Annotated in this window: 22 protein-coding genes; 16 read left to right on the top strand and 6 right to left on the bottom strand. The window is 40.6% G+C overall.

Going from position 1 to position 20,419, the window contains the following annotated elements; translation table 11 throughout:
- The first annotated feature begins 102 nt into the window (after positions 1–102).
- From dynA to C6Y06_RS17860, 3 genes are all read left to right on the top strand, one after another.
- Positions 103–3,702 carry a dynamin GTPase gene (gene dynA / locus C6Y06_RS17870; protein ID WP_106037325.1) on the top strand — a complete coding sequence of 1,200 codons (3,600 nt, stop codon included), beginning with the start codon at positions 103–105 and terminating at the stop codon, positions 3,700–3,702.
- A 41-nt stretch (positions 3,703–3,743) separates the two neighbouring features.
- The gene (locus C6Y06_RS17865; RefSeq protein ID WP_034661003.1) at positions 3,744–4,007 is read left to right on the top strand and encodes a YpbS family protein; all 264 of its coding nucleotides are present in this window, start codon (positions 3,744–3,746) and stop codon (positions 4,005–4,007) included.
- A 275-nt stretch (positions 4,008–4,282) separates the two neighbouring features.
- Positions 4,283–5,170 (top strand): 5'-3' exonuclease, encoded by an 888-nt coding sequence (locus tag C6Y06_RS17860; RefSeq protein WP_034661001.1) that lies wholly within the window; start codon positions 4,283–4,285, stop codon positions 5,168–5,170.
- A 16-nt stretch (positions 5,171–5,186) separates the two neighbouring features.
- Here C6Y06_RS17860 and C6Y06_RS17855 read toward each other — a convergent pair whose 3' ends face one another.
- From C6Y06_RS17855 to C6Y06_RS17845, 3 genes are read right to left on the bottom strand one after another with little or no spacing between them, the layout of a single operon-like run.
- Positions 5,187–5,312: a hypothetical protein gene (locus C6Y06_RS17855; RefSeq protein WP_003215584.1), complete on the bottom strand. Its 126-nt coding sequence runs from the start codon at positions 5,310–5,312 to the stop codon at positions 5,187–5,189.
- A gap of 44 nt (positions 5,313–5,356) precedes the next feature.
- Positions 5,357–5,752: a reverse transcriptase-like protein gene (locus tag C6Y06_RS17850; RefSeq protein ID WP_034660999.1), complete on the bottom strand. Its 396-nt coding sequence runs from the start codon at positions 5,750–5,752 to the stop codon at positions 5,357–5,359.
- A gap of 1 nt (position 5,753) precedes the next feature.
- On the bottom strand, positions 5,754–6,443 hold the full coding sequence (locus C6Y06_RS17845) for a queuosine precursor transporter (RefSeq protein ID WP_003215661.1): 690 nt from the start codon (positions 6,441–6,443) through the stop codon (positions 5,754–5,756).
- 94 nt (positions 6,444–6,537) lie between these two features.
- Between C6Y06_RS17845 and C6Y06_RS17840 the strand changes: the two genes are divergently transcribed.
- From C6Y06_RS17840 to C6Y06_RS17830, 3 genes are all read left to right on the top strand, one after another.
- Positions 6,538–7,209 (top strand): ribonuclease H family protein, encoded by a 672-nt coding sequence (locus C6Y06_RS17840; protein WP_034660998.1) that lies wholly within the window; start codon positions 6,538–6,540, stop codon positions 7,207–7,209.
- A gap of 1 nt (position 7,210) precedes the next feature.
- Positions 7,211–7,393 (top strand): zinc-finger domain-containing protein, encoded by a 183-nt coding sequence (locus C6Y06_RS17835; RefSeq protein ID WP_003215998.1) that lies wholly within the window; start codon positions 7,211–7,213, stop codon positions 7,391–7,393.
- Between the two features lie 169 nt (positions 7,394–7,562).
- Positions 7,563–7,745 carry a hypothetical protein gene (locus C6Y06_RS17830; protein ID WP_034660997.1) on the top strand — a complete coding sequence of 61 codons (183 nt, stop codon included), beginning with the start codon at positions 7,563–7,565 and terminating at the stop codon, positions 7,743–7,745.
- A gap of 51 nt (positions 7,746–7,796) precedes the next feature.
- On the opposite strand, the gene cspD is transcribed toward C6Y06_RS17830, so the two are convergent.
- The gene (gene cspD, locus C6Y06_RS17825) at positions 7,797–7,997 is read right to left on the bottom strand and encodes a cold-shock protein CspD (RefSeq protein ID WP_003215784.1); all 201 of its coding nucleotides are present in this window, start codon (positions 7,995–7,997) and stop codon (positions 7,797–7,799) included.
- 259 nt (positions 7,998–8,256) lie between these two features.
- Here cspD and C6Y06_RS17820 point away from each other — a divergent pair, with 259 nt between their 5' ends.
- Entirely contained in the window at positions 8,257–8,958 is a 702-nt protein-coding gene (locus C6Y06_RS17820) for an AIM24 family protein (RefSeq protein ID WP_034660996.1), read from the top strand.
- Between the two features lie 33 nt (positions 8,959–8,991).
- Here the strand turns inward: C6Y06_RS17820 and C6Y06_RS17815 are convergent, their stop codons facing one another.
- On the bottom strand, positions 8,992–10,143 hold the full coding sequence (locus tag C6Y06_RS17815; RefSeq protein WP_106037324.1) for a diglucosyl diacylglycerol synthase: 1,152 nt from the start codon (positions 10,141–10,143) through the stop codon (positions 8,992–8,994).
- A 228-nt stretch (positions 10,144–10,371) separates the two neighbouring features.
- The gene (metA, locus tag C6Y06_RS17810; RefSeq protein WP_034660994.1) at positions 10,372–11,280 is read right to left on the bottom strand and encodes a homoserine O-acetyltransferase MetA; all 909 of its coding nucleotides are present in this window, start codon (positions 11,278–11,280) and stop codon (positions 10,372–10,374) included.
- 138 nt (positions 11,281–11,418) lie between these two features.
- Here metA and C6Y06_RS17805 point away from each other — a divergent pair, with 138 nt between their 5' ends.
- The 9 genes from C6Y06_RS17805 (at position 11,419) to C6Y06_RS17765 (ending at position 20,400) form a co-directional block, all read left to right on the top strand.
- Positions 11,419–13,101 carry a formate--tetrahydrofolate ligase gene (locus C6Y06_RS17805; protein WP_034660993.1) on the top strand — a complete coding sequence of 561 codons (1,683 nt, stop codon included), beginning with the start codon at positions 11,419–11,421 and terminating at the stop codon, positions 13,099–13,101.
- Positions 13,102–13,175: 74 nt separating this feature from the next.
- Complete coding sequence (locus C6Y06_RS17800) at positions 13,176–13,658, top strand: glutathione peroxidase (protein ID WP_003216059.1); 483 nt, start codon at positions 13,176–13,178, stop codon at positions 13,656–13,658.
- A gap of 13 nt (positions 13,659–13,671) precedes the next feature.
- On the top strand, positions 13,672–14,283 hold the full coding sequence (locus C6Y06_RS17795) for an HD domain-containing protein (protein WP_066030751.1): 612 nt from the start codon (positions 13,672–13,674) through the stop codon (positions 14,281–14,283).
- A 30-nt stretch (positions 14,284–14,313) separates the two neighbouring features.
- Positions 14,314–15,450: a conserved virulence factor C family protein gene (locus C6Y06_RS17790; RefSeq protein WP_034660989.1), complete on the top strand. Its 1,137-nt coding sequence runs from the start codon at positions 14,314–14,316 to the stop codon at positions 15,448–15,450.
- 307 nt (positions 15,451–15,757) lie between these two features.
- Complete coding sequence (gene ilvD / locus C6Y06_RS17785) at positions 15,758–17,434, top strand: dihydroxy-acid dehydratase (RefSeq protein WP_012010311.1); 1,677 nt, start codon at positions 15,758–15,760, stop codon at positions 17,432–17,434.
- An 82-nt stretch (positions 17,435–17,516) separates the two neighbouring features.
- Positions 17,517–17,951: a BrxA/BrxB family bacilliredoxin gene (locus tag C6Y06_RS17780; protein ID WP_034660988.1), complete on the top strand. Its 435-nt coding sequence runs from the start codon at positions 17,517–17,519 to the stop codon at positions 17,949–17,951.
- Between the two features lie 66 nt (positions 17,952–18,017).
- A complete protein-coding gene (locus tag C6Y06_RS17775; protein WP_106037323.1) occupies positions 18,018–18,806 on the top strand; it encodes a class I SAM-dependent methyltransferase in 789 nt (262 codons plus the stop codon).
- Between the two features lie 430 nt (positions 18,807–19,236).
- Complete coding sequence (locus tag C6Y06_RS17770) at positions 19,237–19,854, top strand: YpjP family protein (RefSeq protein WP_060596585.1); 618 nt, start codon at positions 19,237–19,239, stop codon at positions 19,852–19,854.
- A gap of 18 nt (positions 19,855–19,872) precedes the next feature.
- Complete coding sequence (locus C6Y06_RS17765) at positions 19,873–20,400, top strand: phosphatidylglycerophosphatase A family protein (protein WP_034660983.1); 528 nt, start codon at positions 19,873–19,875, stop codon at positions 20,398–20,400.
- Positions 20,401–20,419: the final 19 nt, after the last annotated feature.

The following is a 20,419-nucleotide window of genomic DNA, read 5'->3' as shown; positions in this document are numbered from 1 at the left end:
ATTTTTTTTATTTCCTCAGATCAGAAGAAAAATCTCTTTATTTTGTGTAAAATGGTATCACATACATAACTGACTTTTCTAAAAACAAAGGGGTTTATCGTCATGAAAGACTTGTCTATTCGAGATTCGCTCGTTCAAACTACAGGAGCTTTATATCAAAGCTTTCTCAAAAGGGATGATCATGAGCGCGCAGCCAAACTTGCATCGATTATCAAAAAGGAAGCAGAAGAAGAAGTGTATATCGCATTTACCGGCCACTATTCTGCTGGAAAGTCATCACTTGTGAATCATCTGCTTCATGATCACATTTTGCCAACGAGCCCAATCCCAACAAGTGCAAACTTGGTCGTCGTGAGGAAAGGGGAAAGTGAAGTGCAGCTTCACACCTCTGATGACCATTTTGTAAAAATGAGCGGTTCTTATGATAAAGAAGCAGTACAGCGTTTTTGTAAGGATGGAGAACAGATTGAGATGGTGGAAATTAGCGGTGACTATAGAGGACTGGAAGAAAAGGTGGCACTGATTGATACGCCAGGAATTGATTCAACGGATCATGCCCACTTTTTGTCTGCTGCCTCTATTCTTCATCAAGCAGATGCTCTTTTTTATGTCGTTCACTACAACCATGTTCATTCTGAAGAAAACATTCGTTTCATTCGTTCCATTAAAGAAAAAGTGCCAAATCTTTATTTCATCGTGAATCAAGTGGACCGGCATGATGAGCATGAGACAGCATTTGAAGACTACAAAAATCAAGTGGTAGACATGCTCCTTAAAGAGGGCATTGAAGAAGATCATCTATACTTTACATCTGTAACCGATGAGACGCACCCAAGAAATGAAATGATTCGTTTAATCGAAAAACTACAAGAATTACAGACGTTGCCGAAAGCATCACTTCGGGCTTATACGGAGCAGAAAATTGAGCATGTTTTAAAAGAACACATTGACTCGTTAAAAGAAGAGCTGCAAGGTGAAGAGCTTGATTCACAGCTTCAAGAAAAAAGAAAAGAAGTAAAGGAGTTTGAAGCGAAAAACTACTTCATTGAAAATGGAGCCAAACAGTTAGAAGATGAAGTATCTTCTGAAGTCGAGAGCATTTTAAAGAATGCCAACCTCACTCCATTTAAAATGAGGGAACTCGCAAGCGACTATATTGAATCAAAAGCACCTGGCTTTAAAGTGGGACTGCTTTTTGCTAAAAATAAAACTGAGCAAGAAAAAGAAAAACGGGCAACCGACTTCTTAACAGATGTCAAAGCGAGGATGAAAGCTGAAGTGGACTGGCATATTGCTGAGCTGCTTAAAAAAGAAGTCAAGAAGCATCAGCTTGGTGAAGAGTTATTAAATCAAGTGATGGCATTTGAAACACCTGTGCAAGAAGCACTCCTTGAAAGTGTGATTCATCATGGTGCGACGTTCTCCAATGAATACGTACTGCAATATGCAAAAGATGCTGGCGAAGCCTTGAGAAGACAGGCAAAACAGAAAGCGATGACACTGATTGAACAAATGTCTGAGTCGCTGAAAGCCCAGGTTATGAAAGATAAAGCAAAACATCAAGAAAAATGGGCTCAGGCTGCAAAAGAACTCCAAACGCTCGAGCAGTGCATCGAAAAAAATGAACAAATGAAACGAGATATTCAACATGTATGGGATATATGGCAAAATGGAACGGATGAACAGATCGAAGAAGATTGGTTTTATGCGAAAAAGCAGCGAATGCAGCATCACCAGCTAAAGCAGGATCACGCGACCATTCATCCCGAAGAGAGCGAGCAAGAAAAACCGCACAAGCAGATAGAGCAACATCAAATGCGTCAGTCACAGCATGTCACGACGGCACAGTCAATTGACCAGTTTGAACAGCTTTCTCAGATTTTATTGCCATTAGACGCTCTCAAATCTCAAAGAAAGTCCTTTGAAAAACGAACAAAACGGCTGCAAGCGAAAGAATTCACACTCGCTTTATTTGGGGCTTTTAGTTCGGGGAAATCTTCCTTTGCAAATGCCCTTGTTGGGAAAAAGGTACTGCCATCCTCTCCCACGCCAACAACGGCAACGATTAATAAGCTGACGCGACCGACGGAAGATCACCCGCATGAAAGTGTAAAAGTGGTGTTCAAAACAGAACAGGATATATTAGAGGAGCTCAATCAGATCCTCGGATTTTCAATCTCAGAAGAAAAGGGAGAGACGTTTACATCCAAGCTTGAACGAACGCTGAAAAAAAGACAGCTTGAACAAGATCACCGCATCATTGTTGAACATTTTTTACAAGCGCATACACGTTTCCTTCATCACATTACGAAGCAAACGCCGCTTCATGTCACTCTTCAAGAACTGAGGCCATATGTGGCAGAAGAAGCTGTTTCTTGTGTGGTGAAGGAAGTGACGGTGTATTTGAGTACACCTTTAACAGATAAAGGGCTGACTATTGTTGATACGCCAGGCGCCAGCAGTATGAATAAGCGCCATACAGAGATTGCCTTTCAATATATGAAGGGCGCAGATGCTCTTCTTTATTTAACTTACTACCAGCACTCTTTCTCGAAGGCAGATCGGTCATTTTTACGTAAGCTTGGGCTTGTAAAAGATTCATTTAGCATGGATAAAATGTTCTTTATTATCAATGCAGCTGACCTCGCAAAGGATCAAGCAGAGCTTGACACCGTCTTTGACTATGTGAAAAATGAGCTCACAAAAGAAGGCATCCGAAACCCAAACCTTCATCATGTGTCCAGTAAGGAAGAAATCGAAGGAAAGGGAGAGACAGCTTATAATCAATATGCAAAGCTTAGAAAACAGCTCGACTATTTTATTGAGGAAGAATTAACGAAAGATGCGATCGAGCTTTTGTATTTTGAAGCCGGCAGGTTATGTAGCACAGTCGACAAGCTGCATGCGACACTGCATCAGTCAGAAGATGAGAAGCAAGCGGAAAAGAAAAAGATAGACACATCCTATGAAGCGATTCTTGATCAAATGAGCCATATCAAACAATCTAAGCTAGTGACAGAAAGTGTGAAAAAGGACTTACATGAACAGCTCTATCATATTGTGCAGCGCCTATCACTATTTGCGAATGATCTGTTAAAGACTGCCTTTTACCCTGGAAGATCTCAAGGAGACTTCAGGCAGCAGTTGAAAAAAGCGCTTGAACAGGCACTGAAGGATTATGAATTTGAATTTGTACAGGAGTTAAAGGCGCTTGATATCCGAATGGAATCGTTTATTCATCAATATTTCCAAGAGGAGTGGGAGAAAGGATTGCAGGCGGCAAGTGCAGAAGACCCCTACTTTTCTCTCACACTCTCGCCGCCAGAAGAGAAAAATGCTGAGCTGAAACAAATTGAAGTCGAAGCTGAACTGACACCATTCGAACCGCTCTTAAAGAAGCAAAAATCAGCGAAAGTTTTCTTTGAACAGAATGGAAAGGCTGCGTTCATTGAAGCGATTCGAGATATTCTTCATCAGTTAACCACGAAATGGGCAGATAAAGAAAAAGAAGAATTACTGAGCAGGTACGACACAATGGTGAAGACCTTTACTGAAAGATATGAAACAGAAGCGCTCGAGCAGCTAAGTGAACAAAAACAAACATTTATAACGAGCCTAACGACAGATGCCAAAGAACAAGCGATTATTGAACAAGTATATGAACAAACAAACGAATGGAAGAACCAGTTGAAAACCATTTGATTCATGGTAGACTAAATAAAAAAGAAAGCAGTTGATAGAAAATGACGAGCGTACACGAAGAGATTTCCGCACACTCACAAAAGCAGCATGCTCATATTCAGTCCTTTCTTGAGCTTGAACAGAAAAGAGAACAAGCAATAGAGACTGCTGTATTCAAATGTGAGCAAAACGAGCCATTTACAACAGATGACATCAATGCCATTACGTCGAAGATGAATGAGCTTGCACGAGGCGGTATTGTTCCGCTGCGTAAGCATGTGACGAATGATATGGTCAGGGAGTATGTCAAGCGGAAACAGAAGTAAAGAGTAACTTTCTCTTTTTTGGTCATCTTAATGAATGTACCGAGAAAGGGGAATGATCATGAAAAAAAAGCAACAGACAAAGCAGCAGGATGAGCGTGACCCTAAACAAAAAGACATGCCGTCCTATGCAGAAGCAGAGTCGAAAAAAATGCAATACGGTCAAAAGTAAACAGGGTGCCTCTTCTTTTCTAAAAGAAGAAGGCGCCTTTTTTATGTCGAGTTTTGTGTTCTGTGATAGAATAGGAGTATTGTTTTGAAAAAGGGAGTTTATAAGAATGAATAAACACGTACTGCTTGTAGATGGAATGGCGCTTTTGTTCAGATCGTTTTATGCAACGGCTGTACATCGCAATTTTATGATAAATGATCACGGTGTGCCGACAAATGGAGTCAATGGCTATTTGAAGCACTTATTAACGGCTGTACAGACATTTGAGCCAACGCATATTGTTTGCTGCTGGGATATGGGAAGCCAAACATACCGAAACGAATTGTTTCAAGATTATAAAGCAAATCGGGGAGAGGCGCCTGTCGAGCTCATTCCGCAATTCGATTTAGCAAAAGAAGCTACAGAAGAACTGGGAATTGTAAACATTGGTTTAAAGGGCTTTGAAGCAGATGATTGTATCGGTACTCTTGCTGCGCTCTACCAAAAAGAAGCACGGGTGACTGTCCTAACTGGAGACAAAGATTTGCTGCAAATTTTGAATGAAAAAGTCACTGTTGCCTTGATGCAAAAAGGAATTGGCAATTATAAGCATTATACAAAAGTCTTATTCGAAGAGGAAATGGGAATCTCTCCAAAGGCGCTGATCGATATGAAAGCGCTCATGGGTGATGCAAGTGATAATTATCCAGGTGTCAAAGGAATCGGAGAAAAAACCGCATTAAAATTTATCCAAACATATGAAACGATTGACGGTTTGTTAGAAAATGTCCATGAACTAACGGCTGCACAGCAAAAGAAAATGCAAGCAGGATTAGAAGATCTGAAGCTTTCTCGTCTATTGGCAGAGATCAAATGTGATGTCCCGCTCAGCTGTCCAATTGATGAGACGAAAATGAACATCAATCAAGAACGTGCTGCTGCTATGCTGAGGTACCATCAAATCAAAGGAATCGAACCGATGATGAATCGTTTAAGTACAATAGAGATCAGCTAAAGCCGATCTCTCAGGTTCATCTTTTTGTATTGCTTTTCTTCGCTCTATTTTCCAGCTGAGAAAGTGGCTGTTTATCTTTTGTTTGCGCATCACCTTGTGGGGTTGTCCCATTTGTGACACGACCTTTATTTTCTTTATCCAATCAGTATCACCTCACACACATTAGCATAACCGAAAAAAAGCGATTCATCCTTTAGAAAGGTGAATCGCTTTTCTAGCGAGCTGATCCGCTATTTGATTTTCCTTACTCGGAATCCATTTAATGAAAAATAAATCAAACTGGCTTTGAAGTTCGATCATCTCTTTGATAAAATGCTGAAAGGCTGGATTTTTAGCAAATCCTGCATTGGCTGCGCGGTCAACTACTTGTGAATCTGTTCGAAATGAAACGGTACGCAATCCTTTTTCCGCGCATATTTTCATTCCCTCGATCAGAGCGGAAAATTCTGCTTCGTGATTGCTCATTGATCTAAGAGGAATGGAGAAGGATTCAGCCTTTCCATCATATTTAATGAAAATGCCGATGCCAGAGGGACCTGGATTACCTGCACTTGCACCATCAATGTATATTTCAGCTGGCACATTATTTCACCCTTTCATCAAGCGGAACCATTTTTTTCGCTGCATACGCGTAAGGTGTCGCAATCGCAGCTACGATAAATTTAATGACATATGTCGTGATGAAGATTTCAATCCATACATGAAATGGATACGTGCCAAGAAAGGCAATGGTGGTGAAAATCAGTGTATCAAGAAGCTGGCTAATCATCGTACTTCCGGCGTTGCGCACCCAGAGCGCACCATCGGAAGGAAATATCCGGCGAATAAACGAATATACATAAACATCTAGCATTTGACTGATGATATAAGCAGCAAGACTGCCAAGTGCAACCCTTGGCATAAAGCCAAATATCGTTTCCAGCGATGATTGTGAGATATCAGATGGAGCGGGATGGAAAAGCAAAGCCTCCTGCATGACAACAGTTAGTGTTAAAAGGGTGGCAAAGCCAATCCAGACAGCTTTTCTCGCTTCATTTTGTCCATATTTTTCATTTAATACGTCCGTTGCAAAGAACACACTGCCATATAAAATATTTCCAAGTGTTGCCGTTAAGCCAAATAATTCAACGGTTTTGACAACTTGTAAATTTGCGGCAACTGTCGCAAAGCCAATCCAGACAAAAAGGCCCATCTTGCCAAATCCTTTATAAAATAGAAGAACAATGATAAAATTAATGATCGCAAATAAGATCCAAATACCTTCATTAAACAAGTGACATGAACTTCCTTTCTCATTGTAAAATGTAACTTTTTGATTATAGCATAACGTATGTTTACCTTAAAAGCACGGGAAGGCGATGTGATCAATGAAATTAAGAGCACACTACACAATGAAAGTGAAATCAATTGGGTCCATTGCTTTTTTCCAAGAAGATTGGATGGAGCTAAATGAGGCCTTGAGGTTAGCAAAATATATCGACAAAAAAGAACCACAGTCACTCCTGTCATTTGAAGATGAAAAAGGGGCCATGTGGTCCATAAAAGAGCTTGAAAAGCTAAATGAAGAACTAAAGCTTGAACCTGATCAGCTTCAAGTCTATTTTGATGCAAGTTTTCATAAAGAAACTGGCGACTCTGGTCTTGGAGTTGTCGTCTACTATAAGCTGGGAAAAGACGCTTATCGATTGAGAAAAAATCAGCCTTTCCAAGGGAGCACCAATAATGAAGCAGAGTATGCGGCTTTATTTGAGGCAGTAAAAGCTTTAAAAGACCTAGGGGCAAGCAGAAATTCTGTCACGATTAGAGGAGATTCACTTGTTGTCATGAATCAGTTAAAAGGAGAATGGCCTTGTTATGATGATGTACATAACAAATGGCTTGACCGAATTGAAGCGGCTTTAAAAGAGCTGAAGCTGACGCCAACCTATGAAGTCATCGATCGGAAACAAAATGCAGAAGCGGATCAGCTTGCAAGACAGATTCTTGCAGACGTCCCAATCGAAAGTACATTGAAATTAGAAGCAGACGGAGCTGAATAATGTGGATAAAAAAACAGCAGTACAAGAATTGACCGATCTTCAAGACACGTATTGTTCAGATTGTTTGATTAAGAAGCATTTTCGGAAAGAATTTGGCAAAAAATATGCCCATTCCTTTTGTATACAGCAATGCACCGTTGGAGAGAAAATAAAAGAATATGGACAGACGCTGCTCAAAAAGTAAGCGGACGCACCGGTTTTCCCTGCTCAAACATCCGTTCATGAAAAAAAACGAATAGAATGTGTAAAAAAAGAACATATTCTGAAAAATGAGCCGATATAACTATAGAAAGTTTTGGTTGAGTTACTTTTCGACTAAGTGACGGATATTAGAGGAAAAGGGGAAGGCCGGTATGAATAATCAGGAGTTCGAAACGGTATTACATCGAACATTTCAAGAGGTGTACAGCGATCTAGAGCAACTAGTAGATGTAGCAAAGAAGGGAAGACCTTTTCTCGAAAAAGATATCTCTGAAATTGAACAACGACTGAAGCAAAATATTTTAGCGATTGAAATTCAGCTGAAAATCAAATAAGAGAGGCATAGGCCTCTCTTTATTTTGTCTTTACATCATTGATTTAGTTGATTAGATTTTTGTTACGTTTGCAGCTTGAGGTCCACGATTACCTTCAACGATTTCAAAAGAAACTTCTTGTCCTTCTTCTAAAGACTTGTAGCCGTCACCTTCGATAGCTGTGAAGTGAACGAATACATCGTCTCCGCCTTCAACTTCAATGAAGCCGAAACCTTTTTCATTATTGAACCATTTTACTTTACCGTTTTGCATATTGCTTTTTCCTCCTAGTACTGTAGCATACCTTTTGGCATACTAAAAAAAATTTTCATCACCTAACGACTTTGCAGTTGTTAAATGATGGTTCCACTATACACCATCAAAAGTAAAGCGTCAAGCGGAAGAGCCAAATTTTGAGCAGAATATTTGATTTTTTTTGGCGAATAACAATAATAGCTAAAACGTCCCCATTTTCTGAAACTTTATGCACACCTTGTCCGTATATAAAAAAAATACAGGAAGAGGTGCTATCATGAATCGTTATACACTTGAAGAATTTGTTCAGAATACGCAGCAGGAAGATAAAGGAGAAGGGGTCTTCGAACTTGAAACATCAAGACTTTTAGAAATTAATTTGACTGATACCATTTGGGCAAAAACAGGTTCCATGGTTTCGTACCGAGGCAAAATCAAGTTTGAACGCGAGGGCGTTTTTGAACATGGCGTCTCAAAGATGTTCAAAAAAATGCTGTCGGGAGAAGGCACTTCACTCATGAAGGCAACAGGTGATGGGAAATTATATGTGGCAGATCAAGGCAAAAAAATCTCAATTCTTCGTTTGGCTCAAGGGGATTCCATTTTTGTGAATGGGAATGATCTGCTCGCATTTGAACCGTCAGTGCGCTGGGATATCAAATTGATGAAAAAAGTGTCGGGCATGCTTGCAGGCGGTTTATTTAATGTCAAATTAGAAGGACCAGGCCTTGTTGCGATTACGAGTCATTATGAGCCGCTCACATTGATTGTTCAGCCGGGTGACTCTGTATATACAGATCCGAACGCGACAGTTGCATGGTCAGGGGATTTAAAAACTGAATTTGTGACAGATGTTTCATTCAAAACCTTTATTGGCAGAGGAAGCGGAGAGTCTATTCAAATGAAATTTAGCGGAAGCGGTTTTGTTGTCGTGCAGCCGTTTGAAGAAGTGTACACAACAAATGGAAATCAAGGATAAAGAAAAAGGTGTCCGTCAATGACGGACACCTTTTTATGATAATGCACGAGCATACGTTTTGTTATTCGTGATGAGATCTGATTGCTCAACGATATCTTCCAAAATGGTTTGAGAAGAATGCTTTAAGTGCAGTTTTTTAATGTTTTGTTTCATGACTTCTAACTTTTCTTCATCTTGCAGCAAGTTGGTCACAGATTCTAAAATGTCTTCATGTCTGTTGATGACGATGGCCGCACCATAATCTTCAAAGAAATGTGCATTTTCCTTTTCTTGTCCAGGGACAGGCTTGTAAAGAATGACCGGAACACCGATTGCTGTTGCTTCTGTTAAAGTAATGCCGCCTGGTTTTGTGATCATACAATCTGTTATTCTGAACAATTCATCAATTTGTTCCACATATCCAAGCGCCTTCAATTGATCTGGATGTGCTTGTTCAAGATCGCTCAGTGATTGTTTCAGCGCTTCGTTCTTTCCGCATACAACAACAATTTGTACTTCACTGTCTAGAAGCAGCGCTTCACATAATTCCTTGACATTTTTCAGTACACCATGAGCACCGGCCATAATCAGAAGAACTTTTTTGTTTGATGATAATCCATATTTTTTATAAATCTTCGATTTTGGCACGTCTGCTTCAAATTGTGGTCTAATAGGAATGCCTGTCACTTTGACATCGCTTGGATGTGTGCCGATTTCCACTAATTTTTGTTTCACATAATCGGTTGCAACATAGTATCGGTCGATGTTTTCATGTACCCAAATCTTATGAAGACAGAAATCTGTCATGACATTAAATGTCGGGATGACTTTGCCTGTTTTGTTCCGGTATTCTGGAACAACAATCATCGGGAATGTAATAATAATGATATCCGGATTGTGTAATTGAATGAGTTCATCAAGACGCTTATTTCCCATTTTTAAATAAATGTTAAATTTGCGTTTATTGTAAATTTTATCTACACCGTAATAAAACAAGCGATAAAATTGTTTCCCAATGGAAAAGCTCTTCAAGTATAAATATTGAGTCACTTCTGACACAATGGGATTTGATTCTTGATACAAATTAGAAACTACAACATGTTCAAACCCTTGGGATTTGCATTCATCATACAGTGTTTTAGCCACCTGCATATGTCCATTTCCATAATTTGCGGTCAAGATTAATATTTTTTTATTGGTATTCAAGAATATTCACCTCAAATGTAATCAACAACAACAAAACTTCGTACGAAAACTATTAATCTCATAGGTCTACATATACATAAAGATAACATATAAACAGCCAGAGCATATCATTCGTTACGAAAGAATTAAACTAATTTTAAAAAACAACGAGACTAAATTGATAATGGAAGACAGAGCCATTTGTATTTTAACACATTTTGATCATTTATCATCAGACCACAGTCTATTTTATTCCCAAACGTATGGTGTTTCTTGATAAACATAATAATTGAGCCAATTCATAAACAGTAAAGTGGCATGGGCTTTCCAGCGATTCACTGGGACTAATGTGTCACCATCTTCTATAAAATAGTGGACAGGTTTTTGGACTGTATCATGCTTCAACAAATCTCTTTCATATTCCTGCTTCAATGTGTCCGTATCATATTCAGGATGTCCAGTTAAAAATACTTGTTTATCATCATCTGAAACAATTAAACAAACACCCGCTTCTTCAGAGATACTCAATACTTTCAAATTCGGCGTGTTTTTTAATTGTTCTGTATTAATATCTGTATGCCTCGAATGTGGGACATAGTATACTTCATCGAAACCTCTGACTAATCTTTCTTTTTTCTCTTTCACAAGATGCTCAAATACGCCAAACTTTTTCTCGGGAAGCTTGATTTTTTCAATCCCATAATGGTGATATAGGCCTGCCTGTGCACCCCAGCAAATATGAAGGGTAGACGTCACATTGGTTTTACTCCAGTCCAAGATGTCCTGAAGCTCTTTCCAATAGGACACTTCTTCAAAAGCTAAATGCTCAATTGGTGCGCCGGTGATGATCATTCCATCAAATTTCTTATGGCGAATCGATTCAAAGGTCGTATAAAATTCATCTAGATGCTCTCTCGACGTATTCTTCGGTGTATGCGTACTTGGAATCAAAAACGTAAAGTACACTTGCAAAGGAGAATTTCCGAGCATTCTTAGCAGCTGCGTTTCAGTTTGTATTTTTTTTGGCATTAAATTTAAGATCACGATATTCAAAGGACGGATATCTTGCTTGAATGCCCTTGTCTCATCCATGACGAAAATGTTTTCGCTCTCTAGTATTTGTTTTGCCGGCAGATGAACTGGTATGTTAATAGGCAACTCGCCACCCCCTGAACCAAAGCTAATTTCACTTCATTATAGGAACTTTCTGGCGATATTTCAATGTTTCAATTATGTTACAATGAAAAACAGAGCAAAAACAAAGCTGTTTCTGGAAAAAAAGGAGGCCGTTTATTTATGATCACAAAGCATTTATCAGATATTGACATCGCCCAAAAGGCAAAGCTGAGACCTATTCAAGACATCGCAGCAAAGCTGCAAATACATGACGAAGAATTAGAATGCTATGGTTTCACAAAAGCGAAAATATCTTTGACTATTTTTGACCGTTTAAAAGAACAAAAAGAAGGACATGTGATTCTTGTCACATCGATCAATCCAACGCCAGCAGGTGAGGGGAAGTCTACCGTAACAGTCGGCCTCGGTCAAGCCTTCGAAAAAATTGGGAAAAAAGCAATCATTGCGATGCGCGAGCCTTCATTAGGTCCTACAATGGGCATAAAAGGCGGTGCAGCGGGTGGAGGATATTCACAAGTGCTGCCAATGGAAGAAATCAATCTTCATTTTACAGGAGATTTTCATGCCATTACTTCTGCGCATAATGCCTTATCTGCGTTCATTGATAACCATATCCATCACGGAAATGAACTCGGCATCGACTCGCGCCGCATTGTATGGAAGCGAGTGCTTGATTTAAACGATCGTGCATTAAGACAGGTCGTTGTCGGACTTGGCGGTCAGTTAAATGGGTATCCTAGAGAAGACGGATTTGACATCACAGTTGCCTCCGAAATGATGGCCATCCTTTGTTTAGCAGAAGACTTAACCGATTTAAAAAAACGTCTTTCTTCTATTGTTGTTGCCTATAATCAAGATGGCGAGCCAGTCACAGTTGGAGCACTTGGATATGAAGGTGTTCTTACGTTACTTTTAAAAGACGCGCTCAAACCGAATCTTGTTCAAACGATTGAAGGAACTCCGGCCCTAGTACATGGTGGTCCTTTTGCCAATATTGCGCATGGATGTAATAGTTTGATTGCAACCAAAATGGCTGCGAAATTAGCCGATTATGTGGTAACAGAAGCTGGATTCGGAGCAGATCTTGGAGCAGAAAAGTTCCTGCACATTAAAACAAGAGCTGGTGATTTCAAGCCTGGTGCAGTGGTCATTGTGGCGACTGTCAGAGCATTAAAGATGCATGGCGGAATGAAGAAAACTGAACTCAAAGAAGAGAATGCACATGCCGTATTAGAAGGTATACATAATTTAGAAAAGCATATTGAAACTGTGCAAGCATTCGGTCTTCCATACATCGTCGCAGTAAACAGGTTTATCACTGATACAAAAGAAGAGATTCAATCGATAGAAGATTGGTGCCACGCACATGGCCATCCAGTCAAAGCTGTGAATGTATGGGAAGAAGGAGGCGAAGGCGGGACAGCACTTGCCGAGGAACTCGCGACACTTATTGAAAAGAAGAAGAACCACTTTTCCTATTTGTATGAAGAAAATGATTCTATTGAAGAAAAGTTATCTAAAGTTGCCCAAGTGGTTTATGGAGCAGACGGGGTCACACTCACTTCAAAAGCAAGAAAGCAGCTGGCAGCCATCGAGAAAAACGACTGGGGTCATTTACCGGTTTGTATGGCAAAAACGCAATATTCACTTTCGGATGATCCAGCTTTAATTGGGAGACCTAAGGGCTTTACCATTACGATTCGTGAGTTAAAACCATCTGTAGGAGCAGGATTTATTGTTGCTTTAACCGGAAGCATTCTGACAATGCCTGGATTACCTAAAAAACCTGCGGCGCTCGAGATGGATTTATTAGAAGACGGCAGTGTGACAGGGCTCTTTTAACAGGAGGCATAAAAAGCGATTTTATAAAAGAAGCATGTTACGATAGGAAAAAGTGAATCCTAGGAGGCTATGAGATGTCAATTTATGATATTCAGGTCAAGACCATTAACGGTCAGGAAAAATCAATGGCAGATTACAAAGGAAAAGTACTCATTATTGTCAACACAGCAAGCAAATGTGGACTGACTCCTCAATTCAAACAATTGCAAGAGCTATATGATCAATATCATGAAAAGGGCCTTGAAATTTTAGGATTTCCGTGCAACCAATTTATGAACCAGGAGCCAGAAGGGGAAGAAGCGATTCAGGAATTCTGTTCTTTGAATTATGGCGTAACCTTCCCTATGTTTGCGAAAGTAGATGTCAATGGTGACAATGCGCATCCGCTTTTCAAACATTTAACAAGTCATGCAAAAGGTGTACTTGGAACGAAAACAGTGAAATGGAATTTCACAAAATTTATCGTGGATCAAAACGGAGAAGTCACTGAGCGGTTCTCTCCGAAAACATCACCAAAAGAATTAGAAAGCTCCATCATCGCTCTTTTGGACAAATAAGGTGCTCACAGTCATGCAGAAAAAACAATTGGAGGCAGCTGCCTCCTTTGTTTCAGATCAGCTGAAATATGAACCGACTGGACACGATGCGGCTCATATTGATCGTGTGCGCCAGCTTGCCCGCCAGATTGCTAATCAGGAAGGCGGCTCTCTTTTTATGATCGAAATGGCAGCGATTGTTCATGATGTCATTGATGAAAAGCTGTCGAGTGAATGGAAGCTTTCACCGCAACAACTTGAGCTTCAGCTCCTTTCTTGGGAAGTTAATACGCGGGATATTCGTTATATCATGGATATCATTACCACGATGTCTTTTCGTCATCGACATAAGCAGAATAGGCCTATGACGTTAGAAGGGGCCATTGTTCAAGACGCAGATAGACTCGATGCGATAGGAGCAAGCGGTATTGCAAGAGTGTTTACTTATGCAGGCGCAAGAGGGGAGCCCCACTATACAAATAACACGCAGCAGGGCTCCGTGCTAAAGCATATGGAAGAAAAATTGCTCAAATTAAAAGACTTGATGAACACCTCTGCAGGAAAGCAGCTTGCTGAGGAGCGGCATGAATTGATGAGCTTATTTATCAAGACGTGGAAAGAAGAATGCGGCCTTACAGATGAGTAGGGTCTTTATGTGTGTAAGGAGGATGTATAGATGAAAATAACAGCGATAGAACCGACGCCAAGTCCAAATACCATGAAGGTCATTTTGACAGAAGCACTTGCCGGCGGTAAAAGCAACAACTACAAAAAGGATCAAAAAGACGAAGCGCCAGAAATGATCAAGCGCATTTTGAACATTGAAGGTGTAAAAGGTGTTTATCATGTCGCAGATTTCTTAGCGGTCGAGCGTAATGCAAAGTTTGACTGGCAGGGCATTTTACAACAGGTGAGAGAAGCCTTTGGTCAAGAAACAGAAGGCCTTCAGGAAGGACCGCAGTCAGGCGGTGACACATTTGGCGAAGTCAAAGTGTTTGTCCAAATGTTTAATGGGATTCCGATGCAAGTCAAATTAACTGACGGCGAAAGAGAAGAGCGGTTCGGAATGCCTGAACGCTTCCAAGCAGCCATTTTAAAGCTCAGAAGCAGTTCAGACAATGTCGTATTTGAACGTGTGTGGAAAGAACATGGCGTTCGTTTTGGTGACTTTGCTGATATCGGCCAGGAAGTCACAGAAGAGCTGCAAGCAGCCTATGATGACGAGCGTTTAGCCCGCTTAACAGAGGCGGTCAAAGAAGGGCAAGAAGCCGTAGATAGACAGGTGAACCGAAAAGCATATGATGTAACAGAAGACATGCTGCGCGAGGAAGATTGGAAAAAGCGTTTTGCCCATTTAGAGCAAATGCAGCCAGAGCAAAAGGATATACCTGTTTTAATGAAAGCGATGGAGGACCCAAAAACATCCATTCGCAGACAAGCCGTTGTGAATGCTGGAATGATTGAAGATCCTGCTATACTGCCTATATTATATAAGGGACTTAAAGACAAAACTGTGACGGTCCGCAGAACCGCTGGAGACTGTATTTCAGACCTTGGTGATCCTAGCGCTATGGAAGCAATGATCGAAGCATTAAAGGATCCGAGTAAACTTGTCCGCTGGCGAGCAGCTATGTTCCTCTATGAAGAAGGTGACGAAACAGCACTTGACGCATTAAAAGAAGCTGAGCAAGACCCTGAATTTGAAGTCAGCCTTCAAGTGAAAATGGCGATTGAGCGCATTGAGCACGGAGAAGAAGCGAAAGGCTCTGTATGGAAGCAAATGACAGAAAGTAGAAAAAATGCATCAGAATGATGAGAAATATGAGCAAGCTGCCAATGAAAGGCAGCTTGTTTTTCTTAAAGTGATAGACAGAAAAATTTTTTTAGAAAAATTATTTTGAATATTGTTGAAATATGCGAAAAAACTCTATATAGTAGTACCAATATAGAATATTGGAGGTCAGATTTTATGACACGAACCTTGCTGAGCGCTAGTTTCAGCAGACATGTTGGTCATCAGTCATTCATCGGTGGCTAAATAAACAGAAAATTTGTAAAATAAAATCAACTCAAAATCATGCAGTCAACAAGACTTGTAGTATAGGAGGCTTTTTAAACAGATGGCAGAACTACGCAGTAATATGATTAAACAAGGAATTGACAGAGCACCTCACCGAAGCTTACTAAGAGCGGCGGGGGTAAAGGATGAGGACTTCGGCAAGCCATTTATTGCCGTATGTAATTCCTATATTGATATTGTCCCAGGACATGTCCATCTTCAGGAATTCGGGAAAATTGTGAAAGAAGCCATTCGTGAAGCTGGCGGGGTCCCATTTGAATTCAATACGATTGGGGTCGATGATGGAATTGCGATGGGTCATATCGGGATGAGATATTCATTACCAAGCCGTGAAATCATTGCTGACTCTGTAGAAACCGTTGTATCTGCTCACTGGTTTGATGGAATGGTTTGTATTCCTAACTGCGATAAAATTACACCAGGGATGATGATGGCAGCGATGCGTGTCAATATTCCGACTGTCTTTGTCAGCGGTGGACCGATGGAAGCGGGTAGAACAAGTGATGGCAGAAAGATTTCTCTTTCTTCTGTATTTGAAGGCGTTGGTGCATACCAGTCAGGTAAAATTAACGAAGAGGAATTAAATGAATTAGAACAGTTTGGCTGTCCAACCTGCGGTTCTTGTTCAGGTATGTTTACAGCAAACTCAATGAACTGTTTAGCAGAGGCGCTTGGAATTGCTCTTCCTGGAAATGGAACGATTTTGGCGACATCACCAGAGCGAAGAGAATTTGCGAAAAAGTCAGCAAAACAACTGATGGAGCTCATTAAAAAGGATATTAAACCACGTGATATTGTGACTGAAAAAGCAATTGATAACGCATTTGCATTAGATATGGCACTTGGTGGTTCAACCAATACCGTTCTTCACACACTGGCGATCGCAAATGAAGCAGGTGTTGAATATTCACTTGAACGTATCAATGAAGTAGCAGAGCGTGTGCCTCATTTATCAAAACTTGCTCCAGCTTCGGATGTTTATATTGAGGATTTACATGAAGCAGGCGGCGTCACAGCTGCGCTAAATGAATTGTCCAAAAAAGAAGGCGCACTTCATTTAGATACAATGACCGTCACAGCGAAAACGCTTGGTGAGAACATTGCAGGACATGAGGTAAAAGACTATAACGTCATTTATCCAATCGATAAGCCATTTACTGAAAAGGGCGGCTTAGCCGTTTTATTTGGAAACCTTGCGCCAGATGGAGCCATCATTAAAACGGGCGGGGTACAAGATGGGATCACACGTCACGAAGGACCTGCGATCGTATTTGAATCCCAAGAAGAAGCTCTTGAAGGCATCATTAATAGAAAAGTAGAAGCAGGACATGTTGTCATTATTCGCTATGAAGGACCTAAAGGCGGACCTGGTATGCCAGAAATGCTTGCACCAACTTCACAAATTGTCGGCATGGGACTTGGGCCAAAGGTTGCTTTAATTACTGACGGACGTTTTTCCGGCGCTTCTCGTGGTTTGTCCATTGGACACGTCTCTCCAGAGGCAGCTGAAGGCGGCCCGCTCGCCTTTGTTGAAAATGGTGACCATGTCGTGGTTGATATTGAACAACGCATTTTAAGCGTCGATGTTCCAGAGGAAGAATGGGAAAAAAGAAAAGCAAACTGGAAAGGCTTTGAGCCAAAAGTGAAAACTGGCTATCTTGCTAGATATTCAAAACTTGTGACATCAGCCAATACAGGCGGAATCATGAAAATTTAATCTGATATGGAACATTTGAAAATTGGCTCTCTCTATAGTATCCTTTATTCACAACATAAGGATTTTTAGAGGGGGCTTTTTTATGTCAATGGCATATGAAGAATATATGCGCCAGCTCGTTGTGCCAATGCGCCAAGAGCTGACAAGTGCAGGATTTCAAGAACTTAAGACGGAAGAAGAAGTAGAACAAACCATGCAAGAAGCTGAAGGAACAACATTTGTTGTCATTAATTCTGTATGCGGATGTGCTGCCGGATTAGCACGTCCAGCAGCGACTCAAGCTGTGATGAAGGCAGAAAAAGCTCCAGACAGAATCGTCACAGTATTTGCTGGGCAGGATCGGGAAGCAACGGCAAAAATGAGAGAATACTTCACGGGTGAAGAGCCATCATCTCCTTCTATGGCCCTTTTAAAAGGAAATGAACTCGTTCATTTTATCCCGCGTGACGAAATTGAAGGTCATGAAATGGAAGATATCATGAAAAATGTCTTAACTGCATTCGAAAAACATTGCTAATACAAGTGTTGAAATGCCCTGTGATCAGATCAGGGCATTTTTTCTTGATCATGATGGAGGAACAATATGCTCATTACAACAAGCTTTAGAGCAAATGAACAAACGATTGAAACAGCGAAGGCTCTTGCAGAGGATTTACATGGTGAGTATGTAGAAAGACGCAAACAATCCGTCAAGCAGCTTGCGATGAAACGAGGAGATGTACTTGTTGTCGGGAAAGAAAGATTCGAATGGTATCAGCCTAATGGTGAAAAGTTCTTTTTTCATCCAAGCTCAGCGATGTTCAGGGTGAAGCGGCTCTTGCGCGGAGAAAAGGATCCTTTAATCGAAGCAGCACAGCTAAAGCCGGGAGATTCCTTTTTAGATTGCACACTTGGCTTAGGGTCAGATGCTATTACTGCAAGCTGTGCGATAGGCAGGAATGGAAGGGCCATCGGTATAGAAAAGAATCCCATTACGGCGTTACTAGTGCGAGAAGGACTGAACACATGGGAGACAGGGATAGAAGAAGCAGATGAAGCGATGAAACGGATATCTGTGATCAGTGGAGACAGTATCGAGCAGCTAAAGCAGTGTCCTGACCGTTCATTTGATATTGTCTATTTTGATCCGATGTTTGAGGAAACGATTCAAGAATCTACAAGTATAGCGCCGCTGCGTCATGCGGCAGAGCATCACTTTGATCACGAAATAGCCGTGAAAGAGGCGTTAAGAGTGGCAAGAAAAAGAGTGGTTTTAAAAGATCATTGGAAAAGTACACGATTTACAGCGGAATCCTATCAATTTCACGTCATAAAACGAAAAACAGCCCAATTTCATTATGGTTATATTGAGAAAGAAAAAAGCCCTCACTAAGGGCTTTTACAGCGTGTAGACAAACCCTTGCATTCGTTGTCAGTCCCGCGCTCCCTCACGAATATCAAATTCGCTCCATTCCAGAGCTCGTCCTTCCTAGACTTCAAAGGTTTTCTATCACGCTGAATAGAAGACAAAGGACTAAAATCAAGATTATTTTAGCCCTTTGTCAACAATCTGAAAAAGCCCTTTCTAAGGGCTTTTAATCCGTAATCTCCATATAGACAAAATAAAACAGTGTCAGCAAGGAAGCTGTGATGAAAAACCCTTCAAGCATACCCATTCCTCCCAAATTTTAGTCGTCATTACTGTCATTGTAAACGTTTTATTATGAAAAAGAAAGTCTCAAATCAGTGACCAAATTGAATGACTGAAAATTCATTATATGCTAGAATAGCAGTATGATAACTTATGGAAGGAATTAGATATCATGAAGATGTGGATGAGAAAAACGCTTGTTGCGCTCTTTACAATTGCAACTTTTGGTTTAATCTCTCCTCCGTCGGCTTTGATGACAGACAAGCCATCTGAACTTTCTTCATCTGATAAAACGCCTTATACAGCGGTTTATGATACATCAGATGAATTGCGCAGCTGGGAACTATCGCAAGAGGACAACAAAGAGCAGGTAGACCCCTTTGAGCAATATAAGGAGGAGGTTCTATCAAGTGCAGAAAATCAATCCTTTCTCAAATTCGGCCGTAAAATCACACCTGTCATTGAAGACGAGTACAGAGAAGAGATTCAACCGAAAATTGAACAAGTGTTAACAGATGTTTTAACAAATTTCAAAGATGACGAAAAATTTCAAGATGTTGTGTTAACTGATCAGCCTTCAAGCGGAAATGGCGAAAAAATCTTCCACATCTACAACCGAAAGACTGGAGAAGATTTGCTCCGTTTTCATGTGAGAAGAGATCAGCCGCCACACAGCGGATATTGGTTTAACTTTCACTACCATACAGCAGAAGATGGATTCCAGACGCATCATGAACTCGGTAATATTTACTGGGACAAAAACACCCCACCGAGCTGGATGAGCCACTAGAAGGAGATGTCATGCCAATTGAAAAAGTATACAATGAACGAAATGGTGCAGATTACAAAACAAATGTTAAACGAACGTGGAGTGAAAATTGAAGATATTGCACATATTGTGCTAAAGCTTCAAGAAAAATATCATCCAAACCTTCCACTTAGTGTCTGTATTGAAAATGTTGAAAAAGTGTTGAATAAAAGGGAAATTGTCCATGCGGTTTTAACAGGACTTGCCCTTGATCAGCTGGCTGAAAAAAAGCTATTGCCAGAACCATTGCAGCACTTAGTTGAAACAGACGAGCCGCTATATGGTATTGATGAAATTATTCCGCTTTCCATTGTCAATGTATATGGATCAATCGGTTTGACCAACTTCGGTTATTTAGATAAAGAGAAATTTGGTATTATTCGAGAATTAGATGAAGGTCGTCCAGGTGAAGTGCATACCTTCCTTGATGACCTTGTCGCCGCGCTTGCCGCAGCAGCAGCTAGCCGTATTGCTCACTCACACCAAGATATTAAGGACGAAGAGCAGGATCGAGTGAATCAAGTATAAAAAGAAAAACATGTCTGCT

Origin of the sequence: Bacillus sp. MZGC1, from assembly GCF_002998605.1 — a bacterium.
Lineage (GTDB): Bacteria > Bacillota > Bacilli > Bacillales > Bacillaceae > Bacillus.
The sequence above is the reverse complement of the archived record's forward strand: the minus strand, read 5'-3'. Positions and strand labels throughout refer to the sequence as shown.

Coding starts and splice junctions, on each gene's coding strand:
- dynA (WP_106037325.1), top strand. CDS start 103: ATGAAAGACTTGTCTATTCGAGATTCGCTCGTTCAAACTACAGGAGCT.
- C6Y06_RS17865 (WP_034661003.1), top strand. CDS start 3,744: ATGACGAGCGTACACGAAGAGATTTCCGCACACTCACAAAAGCAGCAT.
- C6Y06_RS17860 (WP_034661001.1), top strand. CDS start 4,283: ATGAATAAACACGTACTGCTTGTAGATGGAATGGCGCTTTTGTTCAGA.
- C6Y06_RS17840 (WP_034660998.1), top strand. CDS start 6,538: ATGAAATTAAGAGCACACTACACAATGAAAGTGAAATCAATTGGGTCC.
- C6Y06_RS17830 (WP_034660997.1), top strand. CDS start 7,563: ATGAATAATCAGGAGTTCGAAACGGTATTACATCGAACATTTCAAGAG.
- cspD (WP_003215784.1), bottom strand. CDS start 7,997: ATGCAAAACGGTAAAGTAAAATGGTTCAATAATGAAAAAGGTTTCGGC.
- C6Y06_RS17820 (WP_034660996.1), top strand. CDS start 8,257: ATGAATCGTTATACACTTGAAGAATTTGTTCAGAATACGCAGCAGGAA.
- C6Y06_RS17805 (WP_034660993.1), top strand. CDS start 11,419: ATGATCACAAAGCATTTATCAGATATTGACATCGCCCAAAAGGCAAAG.
- C6Y06_RS17800 (WP_003216059.1), top strand. CDS start 13,176: ATGTCAATTTATGATATTCAGGTCAAGACCATTAACGGTCAGGAAAAA.
- C6Y06_RS17795 (WP_066030751.1), top strand. CDS start 13,672: ATGCAGAAAAAACAATTGGAGGCAGCTGCCTCCTTTGTTTCAGATCAG.
- C6Y06_RS17790 (WP_034660989.1), top strand. CDS start 14,314: ATGAAAATAACAGCGATAGAACCGACGCCAAGTCCAAATACCATGAAG.
- ilvD (WP_012010311.1), top strand. CDS start 15,758: ATGGCAGAACTACGCAGTAATATGATTAAACAAGGAATTGACAGAGCA.
- C6Y06_RS17780 (WP_034660988.1), top strand. CDS start 17,517: ATGTCAATGGCATATGAAGAATATATGCGCCAGCTCGTTGTGCCAATG.
- C6Y06_RS17775 (WP_106037323.1), top strand. CDS start 18,018: ATGCTCATTACAACAAGCTTTAGAGCAAATGAACAAACGATTGAAACA.
- C6Y06_RS17770 (WP_060596585.1), top strand. CDS start 19,237: ATGAAGATGTGGATGAGAAAAACGCTTGTTGCGCTCTTTACAATTGCA.